An 18,054-nucleotide genomic window follows, 5' to 3' on the forward strand; every position below is an offset into this window, starting at 1 on the left:
AAAGCGAACGATGCATCGGACGGCCCTTGCGGGCCGTCGAAACCGGATTGAAAGTCAGATCAGACCGTCAGGCCGATCAGAACCGTCACCTTGGCGGCTTTATCCGCCGATGTGTTGTGAACTGTCAGGGTGGTCAGATCGCCCGCAAAGAGCTTGACCGCCTCTCCGAACAAGAGGATCGGACCACTCAGCGCGGAAGCATTGGCCCCGTCTGCCTTGACGGTCACCGAACCGTCGAGAAGATCGGAAGAGATCGCGAGAAAGGCGACGTTGTCGACCTTGTCGACCTGCAGGGCCAGATCGCGCTCTGCACTTCCGGCGTCGAGATCAACAGAGACGGAAACGATACCATCGCCCGTCGATGCGCCCTTGGTCTGGATGGCAGAGCCTGACTTGCCACCTGCGGTTAGGGACCACGTGATTGTTTCTGACATGAAAGGCACCTCGGAGAAAGCGTTGCGCGATCAGTCGGAGAATTCAGTATCACAATTTTAAATTGCGCCAGCAAACACGGACGCTTTAACGAGATCTGCTGCTTTAAGGCCCAGCTCGCCGGATAGTGCTTAGGGAAGCCCAAAAACATTCGCAGCGTCGAACGTAGCAACGTCACGCTTGAGATATACTTATCAGAATGCAAGAAGATAATTATAAAGATACAGAACACAGAAAATGTCAACGGAGATAATTCTAATCTCTACACTGCCGCTTCCAATCGAACACCATTCCACATTAAAATAAACCAAGTATAAATCCCAATATAATATACGGGATAATATGTATAAGTTGGGGCTTCCCGCACAGTCTGTGAGACGCGGCTGGCGTAAGTTCAAAAACAATTGCACGACGTTGGTGATTTGCGTTGTTTGTTGCGAGACTAGGTCGCGACCGTCGGGAGAGGCACTACATGCGTTTCTGCTTCGCATTTCCCCAATGATTTGGTCGTTTCAGTGTACATATTATGAGTGCTGAAGCCTCACAGCCAGATCGCAACCATCAGGTGGCAGAGCAACGCCGCAACGTTCCCGACGAAACGTTACGCGATTTTTCTAGCGCTCGCGTCGCGTCATTGGCTAAGCCCAATGTATTACGCAAAATGTCCATTTGGGCGAGTTGCTATGCGGTTTCCCGATTGGCAAACTGCACCTGCATTTGCACACACCGCCACCCTATTTCGACACAGCCGCCGCTGCGTTTACGGTTCATATTTCCGTGTAACTGCTTGATATTTATAAAACTTGTTATTGACAATATATGCGCGCGTGAGCCTCCGCCCCCCTGCGGAGGCTCATTTTCGTTGTGCGCACGCCGGTACGCTAAACCGGTTCTCTGTACATTGTTCTTGGGTCAAGCAAGCGCGCCACCACCTCGTTCGCGCCCTCGTTGACTGGATTTGCCGGTTGGATTGCCCGGGAACGCTTTTTGGGACAGGTTGGACCCACCCACGACGACATGCCCTGTCTTAACATCTTTGATCCCCTCAGAACTTGTAGGCAATCCGCAGTGTGCCGCCATGGCTGGAATAGGTGTCGGAAAACGAGCCCTGGTAGCCGACGCGCAAACTGAAGCCGTCGGCGTTAGCGATGTCGACGCCCGCGCTTAGTCGACCTGCCACATCGGCCAGTGGCACCGTGCTTTCGAAAGCGCCGACCCCAGCTGGTGCATTGGCCAGCCGGGCTGACGTATCCCAGCTGTCAGCGCTGCTGAAGCTCACTCCTGCGGCCGCGTAGGCCCGCATAACCGTTGTTTCGCTCAGATCCACGCGCGTGCCAATCTCAATTGCCGGGGTGGTGGTGAAGCTCCACTGGCGGGTGTCGTTGATCAGGAGATCGAGCGGGCCGGCACCTGACTCTCGGTAGCTACGGGCGTGCGAATAGATCAGGTCAAGGTCGACCAGCGGCCGCACATAGTAGGCATCCTGCGCAAAGGTGTAAGCAGCGCGCAACCGGGTGCTGACATTGTAAACCTCCGGTTCGCCCTCCGCCTGTCCGGCAAAGCCCGGAATCCGGATCGTACGCACGTTGTCGTACCAGCCATAGCTGCCGGAAACAGCGCCCGAAAGAAGCCAAGGACCAATTTCATGCTTCAGTGAGGCACCGGCATAAAGGACGTCGCCGTCGGCGTTGACGCGACCGTCGTCACCGCGAATGGCACTGCGGTCGTAGCCCCCGGCAAAGCCGACAAACCAGTCGGGCAACACCTCGACCTGGGCGCCGGCCTGCAGCGCATAGGTCATGCTGTCGAAACCCGAGACGCCGCCGCTGGCCTTCTGGTCAAGCTTCTGTGCACCTGCCTGGCTCCACGCGCACTCCGTCTCAGTCAGGAACGAGGTGTCCGCAGCAAACATCGGGCAACTCAGCAAAAGGTCGAGATGTTGCCGCGTCGTGGCGATGCTGCCGGCCGCGGCCGCTCCTGCGACGCCGGGCGATATATCGGACAGGGCGGACCCGTATGCACCAGAATCGCCATCAGCAAGCGAGCCCAGTGTGCCAAACAGTCTGCCGAAGGAACCGCCGCCGGCATCCCAGATCTCCTGCAGGTGGTCGGCGACGTTGTGCTGGTCCGCGTTCAGCGCAAAGCCAGGCTCGCCGAAATGGGCCGAACCCGTCGCAACTGACAGCTCGTTTCCAGTCCGGGTCAGCACGTAGTCGTAGATTGCCGACTGCCCGCTTAGCGAGTGATCCAAGGTGCCACCCGCAGTGAGAAAAGACAAAGTGATACCGGGCAAGACACTTTCGGCACTCACCGTGAACTTGCCGGCGAGGCTGGCGTCGCCCTCGACCGTCAGTCGATCGATGCGCGAGCCAGCGAAATCGGCGTTGATTGCCAGAACGCCGTCCATAAGCTGGGCAAAGTTGCCGGTGATTTTCGTGGCGTCGATAGCCTCAGAACCGCCGACTGCCAGCCGGCCATGATTGAACACGTCAGCCTCGTAAACCTTTGCACCCGTCAGCAGGCCACCTGTCTCATTGACGACTGAGACCGCCATGCCGCTTCCGACACGGGCCGTCTTCGATATTTTGGCGTCGACGGTGATGGCCCCCTTGACGCTGCCGTCGATGATACCGGCGTTGTTCACCACCATCAGCGTGCCGTCTGAGAGCGGGTTCAGTCCGGCGCTATATTGGACGGCGACACCGGAAGCAGCCGAGATCATGCCTCCGGAATTGACGTTCACGCTATTGTTCTGCCCGCCCGCGACCCAGACACCGGCACCATTGTCACCGGATCCGCCCGTAATGGAACCATCCACCGTCACATTGACCGTACCGTTGTTGGCAGTGCCTCCGTCGCTTTGCGCAAGTATGCCGATCGAGTCTTTGCCGGTCGCTCGGATTTCGTTGCCGGCATTGAGGGTGACCGTCACATCGCCGCTTTTTCCGGCCGAAGAGAGGTTACCGTTCGACCCGATGAAAGCACTGGTCGCGTTGCCGCCGAAACCGCCGCCACCGCCGATTGATTGCGCGAGAACACCGAAGGAATAGTCGCCATCGGCGAGGATGCCGCCGTCGATATTGACGGAAACATCGTCGCCATCACCAAAGCTGGCAGGGCTGTCACCTTTGAAGGAGAGCGGCGCGCCCGAAGCCGTTCCGCCAATGCCGCCGCCACCGCCAATCGATTGGGCAACAATGCCGTGCGCGCCGATGCCACGCGTGTGAACCGTGCTCTCGCTCGTCAGATCGACCGTGACAGCGCCGCCATCCGTGTCGCTGCCGCCCGATCCGCCAACCACAAGCGAGGCTATGCTGTCGGCTTCGCCGGCGCCGCCTATGCCGCCGCCGCCGCCGATTGATTGTGCGACGAGGCCGAACGCCCGGTCTCCATAGGTGTTGAGCGCGGTACCGATGGCAAGGTCGACCTCGCCGCCACGACCGCCAACCCCTCCGCTGCCGCCGACCACGAGGTCGATCGCGTGGCTGTTTTCGTCCTCGGAAGCCGTACGGCTTCCAGCGCCACCGACGCCACCGCCGCCACCGATAGACTGCGCGACGATACCGTGCGCATCGTCGCCGCTGGTCGACAGATTGATCCAACCCTGCGCCTCAACCAGGCCCCCCGACCCACCTGAGCCGCCAGAGCCGCCGAAACCGCCCCCGACGGTGATCTTGCCCGCCGCATGATCCGAACCGTCACCGCCCTGGCCACCGCCACCGCCGATCGACTGTAAGAGCACGCCATAGGCACTGTATCCGGAGGTGTTGATGCTGTTGCCGTGATTGTCGTCGAAGGTGATGTCGACCTCGCCGCCATTTCCCCCCGCACCGCCACGGCCGCCGACGCCGACGGTTATGTTGGCAGTTGCCTGGCTGCCAGACGCGGTAGAGCTACCACCGGCACCGCCGCCGCCGCCAATCGATTGGGCGACGATGCCGTCGGCCCAATCACCCGTGGTGTTGATGCGGCCGGCATGTGTCAACGTGACAGTGTTGCCGTTGGCGGCCGTGCCACCGGTACCGCCGTCATCGATCGTGGCACCGACATTGACATCGAAGCAGTAGCCGGACTTACCGTCACCGTCGTCGCTCAGGCAATCACTGGCGCCCTGGTCATCGAGCGGCTCGGCATCACCGGAGCTCGCCTGCCCCACGGAGCCGCCAAGCCCGCCGCCGCCGCCGATCGACTGCGCGAGCACGCCGTCCGCATCTGCGCCGAAGGTAGCAATATTGCCCGATGTGGTGACGTTGACCGTCCCGGCCGAACCGCCACTGCCGCCGGTCCGGCCAACCGAAACCCCAACCGATGCGGAAAAGTCGCCGCTACTGCCTTCGGGCTCCTCGCCTCCGGGCAGGCTGGCGCTGGCCGACAGCCCGACACTGACGCCTTGCGAAGTGCCACCACCGCCGCCGATCGACTGGGCGAGCACACCGCGTGCACCCGTGCCGCTGGTCTTTAGGGCCGTGCCTGCGTCAAGATCGACAGTCGTCACCCCGCCGCTTGCGCCACCGCTGCCCGAGCCGCCAACCCCGACATTGGCCGTCAGGTTGAAGCCGCCGCCAATCTGCTTGCTGTTGACGCTGCCGACACCGCCATTGCCGCCACCCCCGCCGATCGATTGCGCCACGATCGCATTGGCATAGTCGTCTGCCGTCGTCACTGAGGCACTATCCTTCAGTGCGACTTCGGCAGCACCACCATTGCCGCCGCCGCCGCCCGAGCCCCCGACCGAAACACCGATGTCGGCACTGACAGTATCCACGGTACCGGCGGTCGCTGCCATCGACGACCCGCTGCCGCCATTCCCGCCGCCGCCGCCGATCGATTGTGCCATCACGCCATGCGACGAAGCGCCTTTCGTAGAGACCGCCGTGCTGCCGTCCAAGCTCACGGAGACGTCGCCCGCTGAGTGGGTTGAGCCGCCGCTACCGCCGACGGCCGTTGAGACACTCATCGCCAAGGAGACATCCTCGCCGGTCGGCACTGCCACGGTGAGCGCATCGGCAACCGAGGAACCACCGCTACCGCCACCGCCGCTAATCGACTGTGCGAGGACGCCGATGGCATCAGTCACATCGCCGCCGTGTTGGCCGGTGCTAATGATGCTATCGGTCAGGTCGACGGAGACGTCGCCGCCGGCGCCGCCTGAACCGCCGGTACCACCGACAGCCACCGACGCCGTAAAGCCGAGACCTGCGGAGTAGGAGCTTGCGGAGCCGCCCGTGCCGCCACCACCCCCGACCGATTGCGCAACGATGCCGGCGGCGTGCGAACCTTGAGTGGTAAGGGTCAAGCCCTGGAAGTCGACACTGGTGATGCTGGCATAGCCACCGCCCCCACCGCCCCCGCCAATCTGGAAGCTACCAAGCCCGGCATCGCCACCCGTGGCATTTCCCCCGTTGCCTCCGCCGCCACCAATCGACTGTGCGAGCACGCCGACCGCGCCTGAGCCGGCAGTGGCGACATCAACCGCCTCGTGCGCACCAGTCTCTGCGGAACAACCGTCACCGGAATATTGGTTGGTGACGCAAACTTTGCCGCCGGCGCCGCCGCCCGAGGCACTGCCGCCGACACCCAATGCGGGGAGACCAACCGACAGGTCGATCACGTTGCCGCCGTTGCCGCCACCGCCACCGATCGACTGTGCCATGATCGCATGCGCCATCTCACCCCGTGTGGTGACCGAGCCGCCGGGCAAAAATATGCCAGCCTCGCTGCCGTCACCGCCGGCGCTACCTGAACCACCAACGGTCGCGATGCCCGACGCGCCGGCACCCGAACCGCCACCGCCGCCGATCGATTGCGCCAGGATGCCGATGGCGGCATCCCCGCCGGTACTGATGACACCTGAATTCTGAACCTGCGCATTGCCGCCAAAGTTACCGGAGCCGCCGGAACCGCCGATCGACAGAATTCCACCCGCCATACCGGCAGCGCCGCCGCCGCCGCTGATCGACTGGGCGATGATGCCGTGCGCCGAATAGCCAGATGTGGTGATCGTACCGGCATTCAGGACGCTGGCCGTCTCCGCCGACCCACCACTGCCACCATCGCCACCCAGCTCGAGCGTGAGCCCGGCGGCAATGCCGCCTGTGCCGCCGCTGCCGCCGATCGACTGGACCAGGATACCGTAGGAATGTCCGCCCGCCGTCGTGATTGCTGCATTGTTGTTGACGATAGCCGTGTTGCCACTGCCGCCATTACCACCATTGCCCGCTCCCCCGCCGAGCACGTCAGTGAAGTCGCCGCCAGTGCCACCACCGCCTCCGATGGAATGCAGGGTGATGGCGGTCGAGTAGTCACCCGTCGTCGTGATCCTGGATGCGCCGTTCGTAAAGGCGCCCACGCTGCCGGCGTTACCGCCATAGCCGCCCCCACCACTCGTGCCGACAACAGCCGTTTCGTCGCCGCCATTGCCACCCTGACCGCCTATGCTCTGGCCCAACAGGCCAAAGGCGTTGCTGCCATTCGTCGAAACGCTGCCGCCAGACAGGTTCAACTGGATCTGACCGCCGTTCCCGCCGAGACCGCCGGAGCTGTCCTTCTCTCCGTCCTGGCCGTCGCCGCCACGGCCACCCTGGCTCAATGCGATCACACCGCCAAGGTCGTCGCCCTGCGTCGAAATGATGCCCGAATGGACCGTCACGGTCGTCGCGGCCAGCCCACTGTCTGGCCTGCCACCCTCGCCGCCGGCACCCGCGACGTTCGAGCTCCAACCGTCGCCACCATCGCCACCCCGAGTGACGGCGACGACGCCGCCCGAAAGCTCGGTCACCTGGCCCGTGGCGACGATCGTCATATCTGCGTAGGTGTCGACATTTACGACCGAGCCACCTCCACCCACACCGCCTTTATCGGAGCTGTCTCGCGATGCCGTGCCGTCGCTGCCCTGACTCAGCCCATGGATGCCGCGCACGCTGTCGGTGTCGTTTGCGTAAACGCTGATCGCCCCGGCGCTTGCGTTTCCGGAGGAACCGTTCGCGATATCGACGAAGCCGCCCGCACCGCCCGCACCGTTGTCGTGACCGCCCTGCTGACCGGTGGATTCGGCAGCCAGGCCCCACGCATAGTCGAGGCCACTCAGCGAACTGGTCGGGCTGCCGAGATTTACCTGCCCTGTGTTGGCGATGCTGACCGTGCCACCGTTGCCACCGTTGCCGCCCACCTGGTCGCCGGTCGCGCCGCTGTTTTGTTCACCGCCACTGCCTCCCTTGCTCACCGCAAAGATCCCGGCCATGCCTCTGGCCGTGGTCGACTTCAGCGATTCCACGGCCAGCATTCCATAGTTGGTAATCGTTACCGCGCCTCCGGCACCGCCGGCACCACCGTTCGATTTGTAATTGTCATTGTCCTCGTCCCCGGAGCCGCCGAAACTCGTTGCCGAGATCAAACTCCCGATGGTGCCCGGATCCGTAGACGCAGACAGGGTAATGGCGCCGAAATTAGTGATCGTCACGGTCCCGCCGGCACCCGCGCGTCCCTCGTCGACACCGCCGCCGCCCATCGTGTATGTCATGATGACACCGCCGGCTGAGCCCGACGGCACGACGTAGGGGAGACTTGCGCCAGCGGTATACGACGCACTTGTGTTGATCGTTATGTTTGCTCCGGCGTCTCCGTCCTTTTCATCGTCATGATCGACACCGCTGTCGCCCCAACAGGCTGACCACGTATATCCGTAGTCGACCTGGCCGATTGTCTGGTTTGGATCGCCATTGCAGCCTGCAGACGCTTCGCCTGCCATACCAGCTCCACCGAGCCCCAAAGCCAACATGATGAGCACATGCGGGACGTAAACGTTCCGAACGCCGGCCGGGCAACCATCATTGCCCCGCGCTCGGTTGATCAATTTAGGCCGGAAAGGAGCAACTTCACGACTGCATGTTTGAGAGAATGGCAACTCCCCCTGGGTGAGGGACGAGGCAGCGTTCGACCGAAGTCGAAATGCTCGCAAGATCTTTCCCGTGCGTTCGGCATGTTTCATACGGCGAGCCCCTTCAAAATTGGAGCAAGCGCGGCCGACTTCGGCGCATACGCAATCTGCGCGCGAAGGGCTCTCCCCCAATCAAACAAATGCAAGGTCACTGTGAAGTGACGGTAAGGCAAATGGGGTCGAGGAATCTACAGAACAAAACTATTCAATTCTGACCAAAACATGCATGAAGGCGAACGAGCCCATCCGAGACTGCCGGTGGAAGACGCCGCTCTCCAATTTAGGTCAAATCTTCAAATTTATTACAGATTCTGCCAAAGCTCGGCTGAACTTACTGTCCTTTCTTTGTCCCTCAACTCGCCGCCTGACGACCTAGACTTGCGCGAACCGCCGCCCTGTGCAAATGCTGAGAGATGCTGGACCTCAAGACAGTGCTCGTCGTCGATCTGGCAACCGCCAGTTTACAGGCGGTCGCGTGGATCTTTGTCTGGCTTGCTTGGCGCCATCTCTATGAATTGAAGTTTCTGGCGGCCGGATACACTGCGATCGCCATCGGGCTGTTCCTGATGATCTTGAGAGGCGATCAGCCAGCTGCGTGGTCGATCGTGCTACACAATACGATCATCAAGCTTGGCCTCGTGTTGCTCGCCGAGGGCCTGGCGCGCTTTTTAGGGCAGCCCCGCTACACCTGGGTCGGCGTCTCGCTGCTTGTCCTTCAGGTCGCAGCCTGGAGTATCGCGGTGACGCTCGATCCGGGCGATCTTGCAATCCGCGTCCACACATCGACCGCCTTTACGGTATTGATGATGTCATTGATGTGTGTGGCCCTCTTGCGCGATCGGACGCAGCCCCGGCTTCTGCGCTGGATTACGATGGCGGTGCTGGGTGAATACATGGCAGCCAGCGTGGTTCATAGCGCGATCGAATTCTGGTTTCCGGCGGCGCACCAGGACATCGCGATCCTTAACAACCGCAACGCCTGGTATCTTCTGCAGGGAAGTCTGTTCCTGATTGCCCTGTTTGCTTGCCTGCTGTTTATGGTCAACTCGCGACTTTCGGCAGCCCTGCGTGAGAAAAACGAAGCCTTATCGCGCGAAGTGCTGGAACGCAGAAGGCTCGAACTCCAACTGAATGCCAGTCTTGAGGCCGAACGCGCCCTTCGTGAAGAACAGGCTGACTTCATGCGCATTGTCAGTCACGAGTTTCGCACGCCTCTTGCAGTCATTCGCAATGCGGTCGACATGATCGGCCTCATAGGTGACAAATCCAAAGACGCAACGAAGGAACGGCTTGCCGGCATTGGCGAGGCGCTCGATCGTCTATTCTCCCTGATCGAGCGGTTCATGACAAATGACGGTGACAATCGCTTTCGGCCGGAGCGGATGCAGATCGCATCTCTCATTGCCGACGTGCAATTACATTTCGACATGACCGGTCGCGGTGAACGCTTGCGTTTCAGGACGCAGGGTGAAGCAGTCTCTACGATTGCCGATCCAGACATGCTGGCAACCGTCGTTATCAATCTCATTGACAACGCACTCAAATATTCTCCCGACGATCAGCCTATTCACATTGATGGCCGATCCGATGTCGGGTCCATCATTATCCAGGTCCGTGATCGCGGTATCGGCATACCCGAAGCGGAGGTTCACAAGATCGGACGCCGGTTCTTCCGTGCCTCCAACACCAAGGCCGGAAGTGGAACAGGGCTCGGGCTGTACTCGTCGCGCAAGCTTCTGGCCTATCATGGTGGCACGCTGGATCTTTTCTCCAATGAAGGAGGGGGGACGACTGCCGTGGCACGCGTGCCCTTGCTGAGGGAGGCGGCGGAGCCAACGCAGCTAAAGGAGAAGATGAATTGACGCATGTTTTGATCGTCGAGGACGAACAGCGGCTGCGCAAGGATCTGGTCGACTTCCTGGCGCTTTGCGGTTTCACCGCCGAAGGAATTGCGACTGCAGAAGCGCTGCGTCGAGTACTGGATGATCATGAGCCGCCAGACGTCATCATTCTCGATGTCGGGTTGCCCGATGGCAACGGATTCGACCTCGCGCGAGAAGTCCGCGAGAAACATCGCTGCGGCATTATCATGCTCACAGCTCTTGGCGACAGCGACGACCGCATCCGGGGCTTCGAAAGCGGCGCTGACATCTATCTCGTCAAACACAGTACGCTGCGGGAAATCGAAGCCGCGATCCGCAGCCTGTTGCGACGAACGGGCGAGCACGTCGATTTGGCTGATAGCACTGGAGACAAGTGGGTGCTGGACAGCCGACACTGGACGCTCACTGCGCCGAACCAGCGCTCACTCAAGCTGACGGCGACCGAATTCGCGCTGGTAAGCGCGCTCTGCAAACACGGCGGCGGCATATGCGAGCGGGAAAAGCTGGCGGAGACAATTGCCCGACCTAGGACCCACTTCGACAACCGGCACCTGGATGCCGTCGTCAGTCGCCTTCGGCGTAAAATCGGCGAGCAGACCGACCTCACTGTACCGATCAAGGTGGTTTATGGCGTGGGTTATACGTTCACCGCACCTTCGGCCGTAGAATAGGGGATTTGGTTCGCACGAACGAAGCGACTGGTGGGCCAACAGATCCGCGACAGTAAGACGTTGTGAGACATGTCCGCTTTGCGCCAATAGCCAGCTTCGGTTGCGTGGTCAGACAGGAAGATCACCGCTCCATGTCGCAACGCCAGGCGCACGCCTGCGCGCCTGGCGGACTGATGAGCGTTCCCGCCACACTTACCGTTCGATCATACGGTTCCAGCGCTTGTTCCATTCCTGCCGGTTCTGGTTGATCGCATCCCAATCAAGGACCTTGGCGGTCTCCATGTTGGCCTTGAACGTCGAGAGCTTCGCGTTCGCCGCATCTGTGCCGGCCTTGGCGTTGACGTTTGACGGGATGATGTTGCCGTGATCGAGCGCCAGGCTCTGTGCCTCGGCCGAAAGCAGGTAGTGGGCGAGCTTCTGACTGAGTTCCGGTTCGCTGTTGTTGGCGATCACGCATTCGGTGACGGCGAGCACGACGGAGCCTTCCTTCGGCTGGGCGTATTCCACTGGAATGCCCTTGTCTTTGAGGTTGTTGACGGCTGTTGGGGTCAGCGGGAAGATCGCTGCCTCTCCGGTCTGCACCATTTCGGAGATCTTCGCCGAACTCGGGATGAACTCGATGACGTTCTTGCCGATCGTATCGGAGAACTTGTCGAAGCCCGGTTCAACGTTGGTCTCGTCGCCGCCCTGGATGCGGTTGAACATCAGGAAGGCGTGCAGGCCGAAGCTCGATGCGGAAGCCGACTGGAACACGACGGCGTTTTCGAATTTGGGATCGGCCATGTCCATCCACGAGGTCGGCGCCGGCCAGCCCTTCTCGTCGAAGAGCTTCTTGTTATAGGCAAGGCCGGTCATGCCCATGTCGACGCCGATCGCCATGTCGTCTTTCAGGCGGGCAGCCATCTGGATCTGGTCAAGCACCGGATCAGCAGCAATCTTCTGGCAGAGACCGCCGCCGATGGCGCGCACCATTACGCCATCGTCAAGCAGCATGACATGCATCTGCGGATTGTCCTTGGCGGCGGTTGCCTTGGCGAGGATGTCGGCGGAGGTACCGGGTACGACGACGACCTTGACGTCGTTCGCCTTTTCGAAAGGCGGCAGCACGTGCTCGGTATAGGCGCGTTCGAAGTTTCCGCCGTTCATGCCGATGTAGAGCGTCTTGGTTTCCGCCGAGGCAGAATTCTGCTGCATAACGAACGCCAGCAGTGCGAGGGCCGTGGTTTTGGTAAGCCGTTGGTCGATCATGGTATTCCCCTTTCTGTTTACAACGAGGCTACAGTTTCGGCCGCCACCTTGCGGAAGCGGCCAATGGAAAAGGCGTCTATCGGCGTAGTGCTGCGGCCCTCGGTGACGAGTTCTGCGAGCACTTCGCCGACGGCGGGCGCGGTCTGAAAACCTGCGCCGCAGAAGCCAAAAGCGTGGAAGAGGCCTGATGTCGTCTCGCTCGGGCCGATCACCGGGTTGCCGTCGGGCATTTCCGCCTCGGTTCCAGACCAGAAGCGGATGACCTGGGCTTCAGCCAGATGCGGAAAGAGCGTGATTGCACGCTGCATGACGGAGGATGCAGCCGTCACCGACGGACGCGAATAGTCGGGATCTCCAAGGGGCAGGCCGCGACCGCCCCCCATGACGTAGTTGCCGCGCGCCACCTGCCGGCCATAGAAGCTGCCGCCCTGTTCACCCATGCTGACGGGCAAACGCAATGGCAGAGGTTCGGTGACCACCATCGAGGGATAGATACGTGTCAGCGGTACAGGCTCGTTGAAATTCGCGGCAAAGCGGTCGGACCAGGCACCGGCGCTGTTGACCAGTTGTTGGCAGCGGATCTCGATGCCGTCGCCGGCGAGGATCTCGAAACCGTTTCCGGTCGCAGCGACGTCGCGCACCGGCGTCTGCTCCAGTACCATCGCGCCGGCGCGCTCGGCGGCTCGTGCGAAGGCGGGCGCAACGAGACGCGGATTGGCGTGGCCGTCACCGGGGCAGAGCGACGCGCCGACCGCCTGGGCGGAAAGCCAGGGGAACCGGTGCGCCAACGCCGAACCGGCAACGAGCTCAAGCCCCAACCCATAGTCCCGAACCGTCTCGGCATAGGCTTCGAGCTTGGCAAAATCCTTTTCCGTGCGGGCGAGCTTCAGATGGCCGGAGCGCATGTACTCGGCATCGATGCCGACCATTGCCTTGAGTTGCGGCCAGATACCGTGTGCGCGCTGCGACAAAGGCAATTGTTCGGGGGCGCGGCCCTGCCGGCGCACGCCGCCATAGTTCACCCCGCTCGCCTGCGCGCCACAATAGCCCCTATCGATGAGGGCGACTGAAAGCCCCGCTTTACGCATGGCAAGTGCTGCGGAGCTGCCGACCAGCCCGCCGCCGATGATCGCGACGTCGACGGAGATGCGCCAGCTCATGACCGAGCCTCCGCTTCTACGGCAGCACCGAAACCAAGCGGGATCGGCTTGACCGGCGCCTGAGCGCGAAGGCGACCAACCTCACCGGGCGAAACGCCACAAAGCCCGCTCAAGAACTCGGTGGCAGCGGCGGAACACATGCGCCCCTGGCAACGTCCCATCCCGACCCGGCTCAGCGCCTTCAGGCGGTTGATCTCGCTGATGGAGCCGCTCGCAATGGCGCGGCGTCCTTCTGCAATGGTAATCTCCTCGCAACGACACAGCGTCGTCTCGTCCGGGACCGTCTCGAACCAATCAACCGGGAAGGGAAAGGCACGTTCGAGGATATCACGCTGCCGCAGGATCGCTTCGCGGGCCGCCACCAGGCGCGCTCCATCCGCTGATGCTTTCCCCGCATCCTCGAGCAGAGCAGCCGCGGCGAGCTCGCCCGAGACTTCCGCCGCATCGGCGCCGGCAATTCCGCTGCCGTCACCGCCAACGTATACGTTGGCCCGGCTAGTGCGCCCCATGGCGTCTCGCTCAGGCAGCCACACGCGATCGCGCTCGTCAAAACAGAAACGGCAGCCGGCAAGATCGGCAAGCTGGGTTTCTGGCCGAAGGGAAAAACCGTAGGCGAGCGCGTCGCAGGATACCGTCTCGACGACCTCACCTTTGCTTGCCCGCCGACGGAAGCGAAGACCCTCGACCTGGCCCGTCCCGAGGACCGCCTCCGGCCGCACGCCGTTGCGGATCTTCACGCCGGCCAGCTGGAGCTGGAGCCCGTAGAAAACACCAAGCCCGACGATGCGCGGCGCATGGATGGCAAGCGACAGCAAGTGTCGCTTCGACGTGATGGGTGCTGTGTCGAGCACCGCCTCCACGCACGCGCCGGCCTTCATATATTGCCAGGCAACGAGGTAGAGCAGCGGACCGGAGCCCATGAAGACGATGCGGTCACCAATTGTGCAGCCCTGGGCTTTCAGCGCCACTTGGGAGGCGCCGAGCGTGTAAACTCCAGGCGTCGTCCATCCCGGAAATGGCAGCACGCGATCGGTCGCGCCGGTGCACAGGATCAGTTGCGAAAAGCCGATCTGCCGATGCACGCCGGCCAAAAGGACATCGAGCTGATTGCCGCGCTCAGCCGCCGAAACATTCCAGACCAGCGTTTCGGGGCGATAGTCGATCGCAGGCAAGAGTGCCTCGAAAGCCTCGTGTAACCTTCTTGCCTTGCCAGCTTCCGAACCATAGCGACTGCGATAGGATCGACCGTCGTCGATCAGCGGGCGTCGATAGATCTGCCCGCCAGCGCGCAGACCTTCGTCAAGCACGATCGGCCTGAGACCTGCGCGCACGAGGCGCTCGGCGGCGCGTATGCCCGCCGGTCCGGCGCCAACGATGACGGGCTGCAACGGCTCAATCATGGGCCGTCTCCGACACCGCGCCGAGATCGGTGATGAAAGCCATGCCCGCGAGCAAGGCGGTGCTGCAGGCGCGGACGCGGCTGCCTTGCGCCGTCATCACATAACAATCCTGACAGGCGCCGATCAGGCAGAAGCCGGCCCGGTTCTCCCCGGTGAATTCGCTCTGTCTCAGGCGACCGCTGACCGAGAGTATCGCCGTCAGTACCGTGTCGCCGCGGCGCCCGGTTTGGGCCGTCCCGTTCAATGTGAAGGGCACGAGTGTCTCGTCCAGGCGGTAGCGCCGCCGGAGTAACGGGTTCATCGACATCGGATATCAGCCCTTGCCCACAAGCAGCCGGTCGAGACCGAACAGGCGATCGAGGATGATCATCGTAACGGTGGCAAGTGCAATCATGAGCGTCGAAACGGCCGCCATCATCGGATCGATGGATTCGCTCGCGTACATGTACATGCGGACCGGCAGCGTTACCGTCGACGGCGAGGTCACGAAGATCGACATGGTCAGCTCGTCAAAACTGTTGATGAAGGCGAGCAACCAGCCGCCGCTGACACCTGGCAGCATGAGCGGCATGGTGATCCGGCGAAACACCGTCCACTCCGCAGCCCCCAGCGTGCGCGCCGCATTTTCGGCGTTGCGGTCCATGCTGGTGAGTGACGCCAGGATCAGCCGCAGCGTATAGGGGGTGACGACGATCGCATGGGTGGCGACAAGCCAACCGAAGGACCCGCCCATGCCCATCAGCGAGAAGAGACGCAGGAAAGCGACGCCGAGGACCAGGTGCGGAATGATCAGTGGCGACAGGAAGAGCGCGTTCAGCGCCTCACGGCCGCGGAAATCGTAGCGGGTAATCGCCAGCGCCGCCGGAACCGCAAAAACGGTGGAGATGGTGGCTGATAGCAGGGCGAGCCTTACGCTGTTGCCGAAGGACGACATAAAGTCGGCATGATGGAAAACCGCCTTGAACCACCGTAGCGACAGCCCATTCCAGGGCATCGCCAGGGTGTTTTCCGGCGTGAAGGCCACGAGGCAGACGACCACCATCGGCGCCAGCATGAAGACGACGACAAGGCTATGGAATGCGAGAGCGATGGGTCCGTTTCTCTGCATGGCTTCAACCCAGCTTGCGCTTCGCCTGCCGCTCGATGAGGCGGTTATAGGCGAGCATGATGACGAGATTGGCGACAAGCACGATGATCGCGATGGTCGCACCGAGCGGCCAGTTCAGCTCGATCAGGAACTCGTCGTAGACAAGTGTTGCCGCCATTTTCAGCCGCCGGCCGCCAAGCAGGCCGGGGATGGCAAACGAGCTTGCCGAGAGTGCAAAGACGATGAGGCTGCCGGAGAGGATGCCGAGAGCCGCCTGCGGAAAGACGACGCGACGAAGGGCGGTGAAGCGCGAGGCGCCGAGGGTGAGCGCTGCCGCCTCGACCGTCGGGTCGAGTTTCTGCAGAACGGTCCAGACGGGGATGACCATGAACGGCAGCATGATATGGACGAGACCGATGACGATCGCCGTCTCGGTGTAGAGAAGCTGCACCGGGTCAAGGCCGACAATGGCAAGCGCGCTGTTTACAAAGCCGTTCTTGCCGAGCAGCATGCTCCAGCCGAAGGTGCGCACCACCACAGAAACAAGCAGCGGGCCGATGATCACGAGCAAGAAGATCGACCGCCAGGGCTTGCGCATGTTCGAGAGCACGTAGGCCTCCGGCACACCGATCGCCACCGTGATGACCGTCGTCAGAAGCGCAAGCCGCAATGTCCGCCAGAAGGTCGAGAGATAATATTCGTCCTGCAACACCGTGAGGTAGTTGGCGAAGGTGAAGTCGCTCTGGATCCCGCCGGTATAGTCATAGCTGTTGAAGGAGAGGATCACCGTCAACAGAAGCGGCAAGAGCACGAGGCCGATGAAGAACAGGGTGGTCGGCCCGGAAAGAGCCAAGGGCGCGAGCTGGCGCGGCTTGATGGCGGAGGTAGCGGCGCTCATCACTTGGCCGCTCCCGCCAGCACACGACAATCGGCACTCTGCCAGGCAAGCCCAACGGTTTCGCCTTCCATCGGCGGCGGCGCACCGAGATTGGGAACCGCAACGGCAAGAACGCCCGCCGGTGTCTCGGCGCTGACCAGCCATTGGCTCCCCATGAAATAGCGTGTCGTCACTTTGCCCTGGATCTGGCCCTCGCCCGGCTCGGTCAATCGGAGCTTTTCTGGGCGGATGAAGATCGAGACTTTGCCATCCGGCTCGCGGCGGTCGGTGTTGAAGCGGATCGGCGTGTTGTCGATGCAGATCGACGCACCCTTGCCGTTGAAGGACGAGGTCGCACACATGAAGTTGGACTTGCCGACGAAGGACGAGATGAAGTCGTTGCGGGGATGCTCATAGAGTTCGTAAGGCGTATCGACCTGGGTGATGCGCCCCTTCTCCATGACGACGACGCGATCGCTGATCGACAGCGCTTCAGCCTGATCATGGGTCACCATGATCGTCGTGATGCCGACGGTCTGCTGGATGCGGCGCAATTCGAACTGCATCTCTTCGCGAAGCTGCGCATCGAGGTTCGATAGCGGCTCGTCAAGCAAAAGCACCGGCGGATTGATGACAAGCGCCCGGGCAATCGCCACGCGCTGGCGCTGCCCGCCCGACATCTCGCGCGGGTAGCGATCGGCAAGCGCCGAGAGATGGACCAGCGACAGGATCTCCTTGATCCGTTTGTCGCGCTCCGGTTTTGCGACCTTGCGCATTTCGAGGCCGAAGGAAACATTCTGCGCCACGGTCATATGGGGGAAGAGCGCATAGCTCTGGAAGACTACGCCCAGTTCGCGTTGCGGCGGCGGCAAATGAGTGATGTCGCGCCCGCCCATGGTTATCGTGCCCGAGGAGGGACGCACGAGCCCGGTGATCATCTGCAGGGTCGTCGTCTTGCCGCAGCCCGAGGGCCCGAGCAGCGAGATAAACTCGCCCTTTTCGACCGCCAGATCGAAATCATGAACGGCCGCGACCGATCCATAAAACTTGGAGACCTTCTCAAGGTTCAGGAAACTCATGCTCATTCTCCCGTGGGTCGCTACCCCTGGGATCGCCTGCCCCATTTTTCTTGTCGGCGATCCCGGCGGCTGCGACACGTCGTCAACCATCGAACCTTCCTTCAGGCGTTGAGATCTCCGGCGTACGCGAGTGCACCGATAAAGGCACGGTTTCGCGCTCGGAATAGCCTCTCGGCTATTCACGTCTGGCACATCCACCCCTTGAAGAAGGCTTGCGTGAATTAACTCCAGGAAATTGACGAAAAACACAAATGCAATTTTCTATTTCGGAATTTTTTGTT

11 protein-coding genes are annotated in these 18,054 nt (G+C 61.7%); 2 read left to right on the forward strand and 9 right to left on the reverse strand.

Translation table 11 applies throughout. From position 1 onward, the window contains the following. Positions 1-59 precede the first annotated feature (59 nt). Positions 60-434 carry a hypothetical protein gene (locus ASE71_RS04275; RefSeq protein WP_060519066.1) on the reverse strand — a complete coding sequence of 125 codons (375 nt, stop codon included), beginning with the start codon at positions 432-434 and terminating at the stop codon, positions 60-62. 1,043 nt (positions 435-1,477) lie between these two features. Further along, on the reverse strand, positions 1,478-8,209 hold the full coding sequence (locus tag ASE71_RS04280) for an autotransporter outer membrane beta-barrel domain-containing protein (protein ID WP_320410579.1): 6,732 nt from the start codon (positions 8,207-8,209) through the stop codon (positions 1,478-1,480). A gap of 572 nt (positions 8,210-8,781) precedes the next feature. Here ASE71_RS04280 and ASE71_RS04285 point away from each other — a divergent pair. Together ASE71_RS04285 and ASE71_RS04290 are read left to right on the forward strand one after the other, a co-directional pair. Then, positions 8,782-10,230, forward strand: coding sequence for a sensor histidine kinase (locus tag ASE71_RS04285; protein ID WP_060519064.1), 1,449 nt, complete (start codon positions 8,782-8,784; stop codon positions 10,228-10,230). Next, the gene (locus ASE71_RS04290) at positions 10,227-10,922 is read left to right on the forward strand and encodes a response regulator transcription factor (protein WP_060519061.1); all 696 of its coding nucleotides are present in this window, start codon (positions 10,227-10,229) and stop codon (positions 10,920-10,922) included. Before ASE71_RS04285 ends, ASE71_RS04290 begins: the two co-directional genes overlap by 4 nt. A 192-nt stretch (positions 10,923-11,114) precedes the next feature. Here ASE71_RS04290 and ASE71_RS04295 read toward each other — a convergent pair whose 3' ends face one another. The 7 genes from ASE71_RS04295 to ASE71_RS04325 are packed head-to-tail and all read right to left on the reverse strand — an operon-like array spanning position 11,115 to position 17,773. Further along, positions 11,115-12,170 (reverse strand): ABC transporter substrate-binding protein, encoded by a 1,056-nt coding sequence (locus tag ASE71_RS04295; protein WP_060519060.1) that lies wholly within the window; start codon positions 12,168-12,170, stop codon positions 11,115-11,117. 17 nt (positions 12,171-12,187) lie between these two features. After that, on the reverse strand, positions 12,188-13,330 hold the full coding sequence (locus tag ASE71_RS04300; protein ID WP_060519058.1) for an NAD(P)/FAD-dependent oxidoreductase: 1,143 nt from the start codon (positions 13,328-13,330) through the stop codon (positions 12,188-12,190). Continuing rightward, complete coding sequence (locus tag ASE71_RS04305) at positions 13,327-14,730, reverse strand: NAD(P)/FAD-dependent oxidoreductase (protein ID WP_060519056.1); 1,404 nt, start codon at positions 14,728-14,730, stop codon at positions 13,327-13,329. Before ASE71_RS04305 ends, ASE71_RS04300 begins: the two co-directional genes overlap by 4 nt. Further along, entirely contained in the window at positions 14,723-15,037 is a 315-nt protein-coding gene (locus ASE71_RS04310; RefSeq protein WP_060519053.1) for a (2Fe-2S)-binding protein, read from the reverse strand. The genes ASE71_RS04305 and ASE71_RS04310 overlap by 8 nt, the downstream gene beginning before the upstream one ends. Before the next feature lie 6 nt (positions 15,038-15,043). Further along, a complete protein-coding gene (locus ASE71_RS04315) occupies positions 15,044-15,838 on the reverse strand; it encodes an ABC transporter permease (protein WP_060519051.1) in 795 nt (264 codons plus the stop codon). Between the two features lie 4 nt (positions 15,839-15,842). Continuing rightward, on the reverse strand, positions 15,843-16,715 hold the full coding sequence (locus ASE71_RS04320) for an ABC transporter permease (RefSeq protein WP_060519049.1): 873 nt from the start codon (positions 16,713-16,715) through the stop codon (positions 15,843-15,845). Further along, a complete protein-coding gene (locus ASE71_RS04325; RefSeq protein ID WP_060519047.1) occupies positions 16,715-17,773 on the reverse strand; it encodes an ABC transporter ATP-binding protein in 1,059 nt (352 codons plus the stop codon). Before ASE71_RS04325 ends, ASE71_RS04320 begins: the two co-directional genes overlap by 1 nt. Between the last annotated feature and the right edge of the window lie 281 nt (positions 17,774-18,054).

The sequence above is a fragment of the Ensifer sp. Root954 genome (genome assembly GCF_001429005.1).
Taxonomy (GTDB): Bacteria; Pseudomonadota; Alphaproteobacteria; order Rhizobiales; family Rhizobiaceae; genus Ensifer; species Ensifer adhaerens.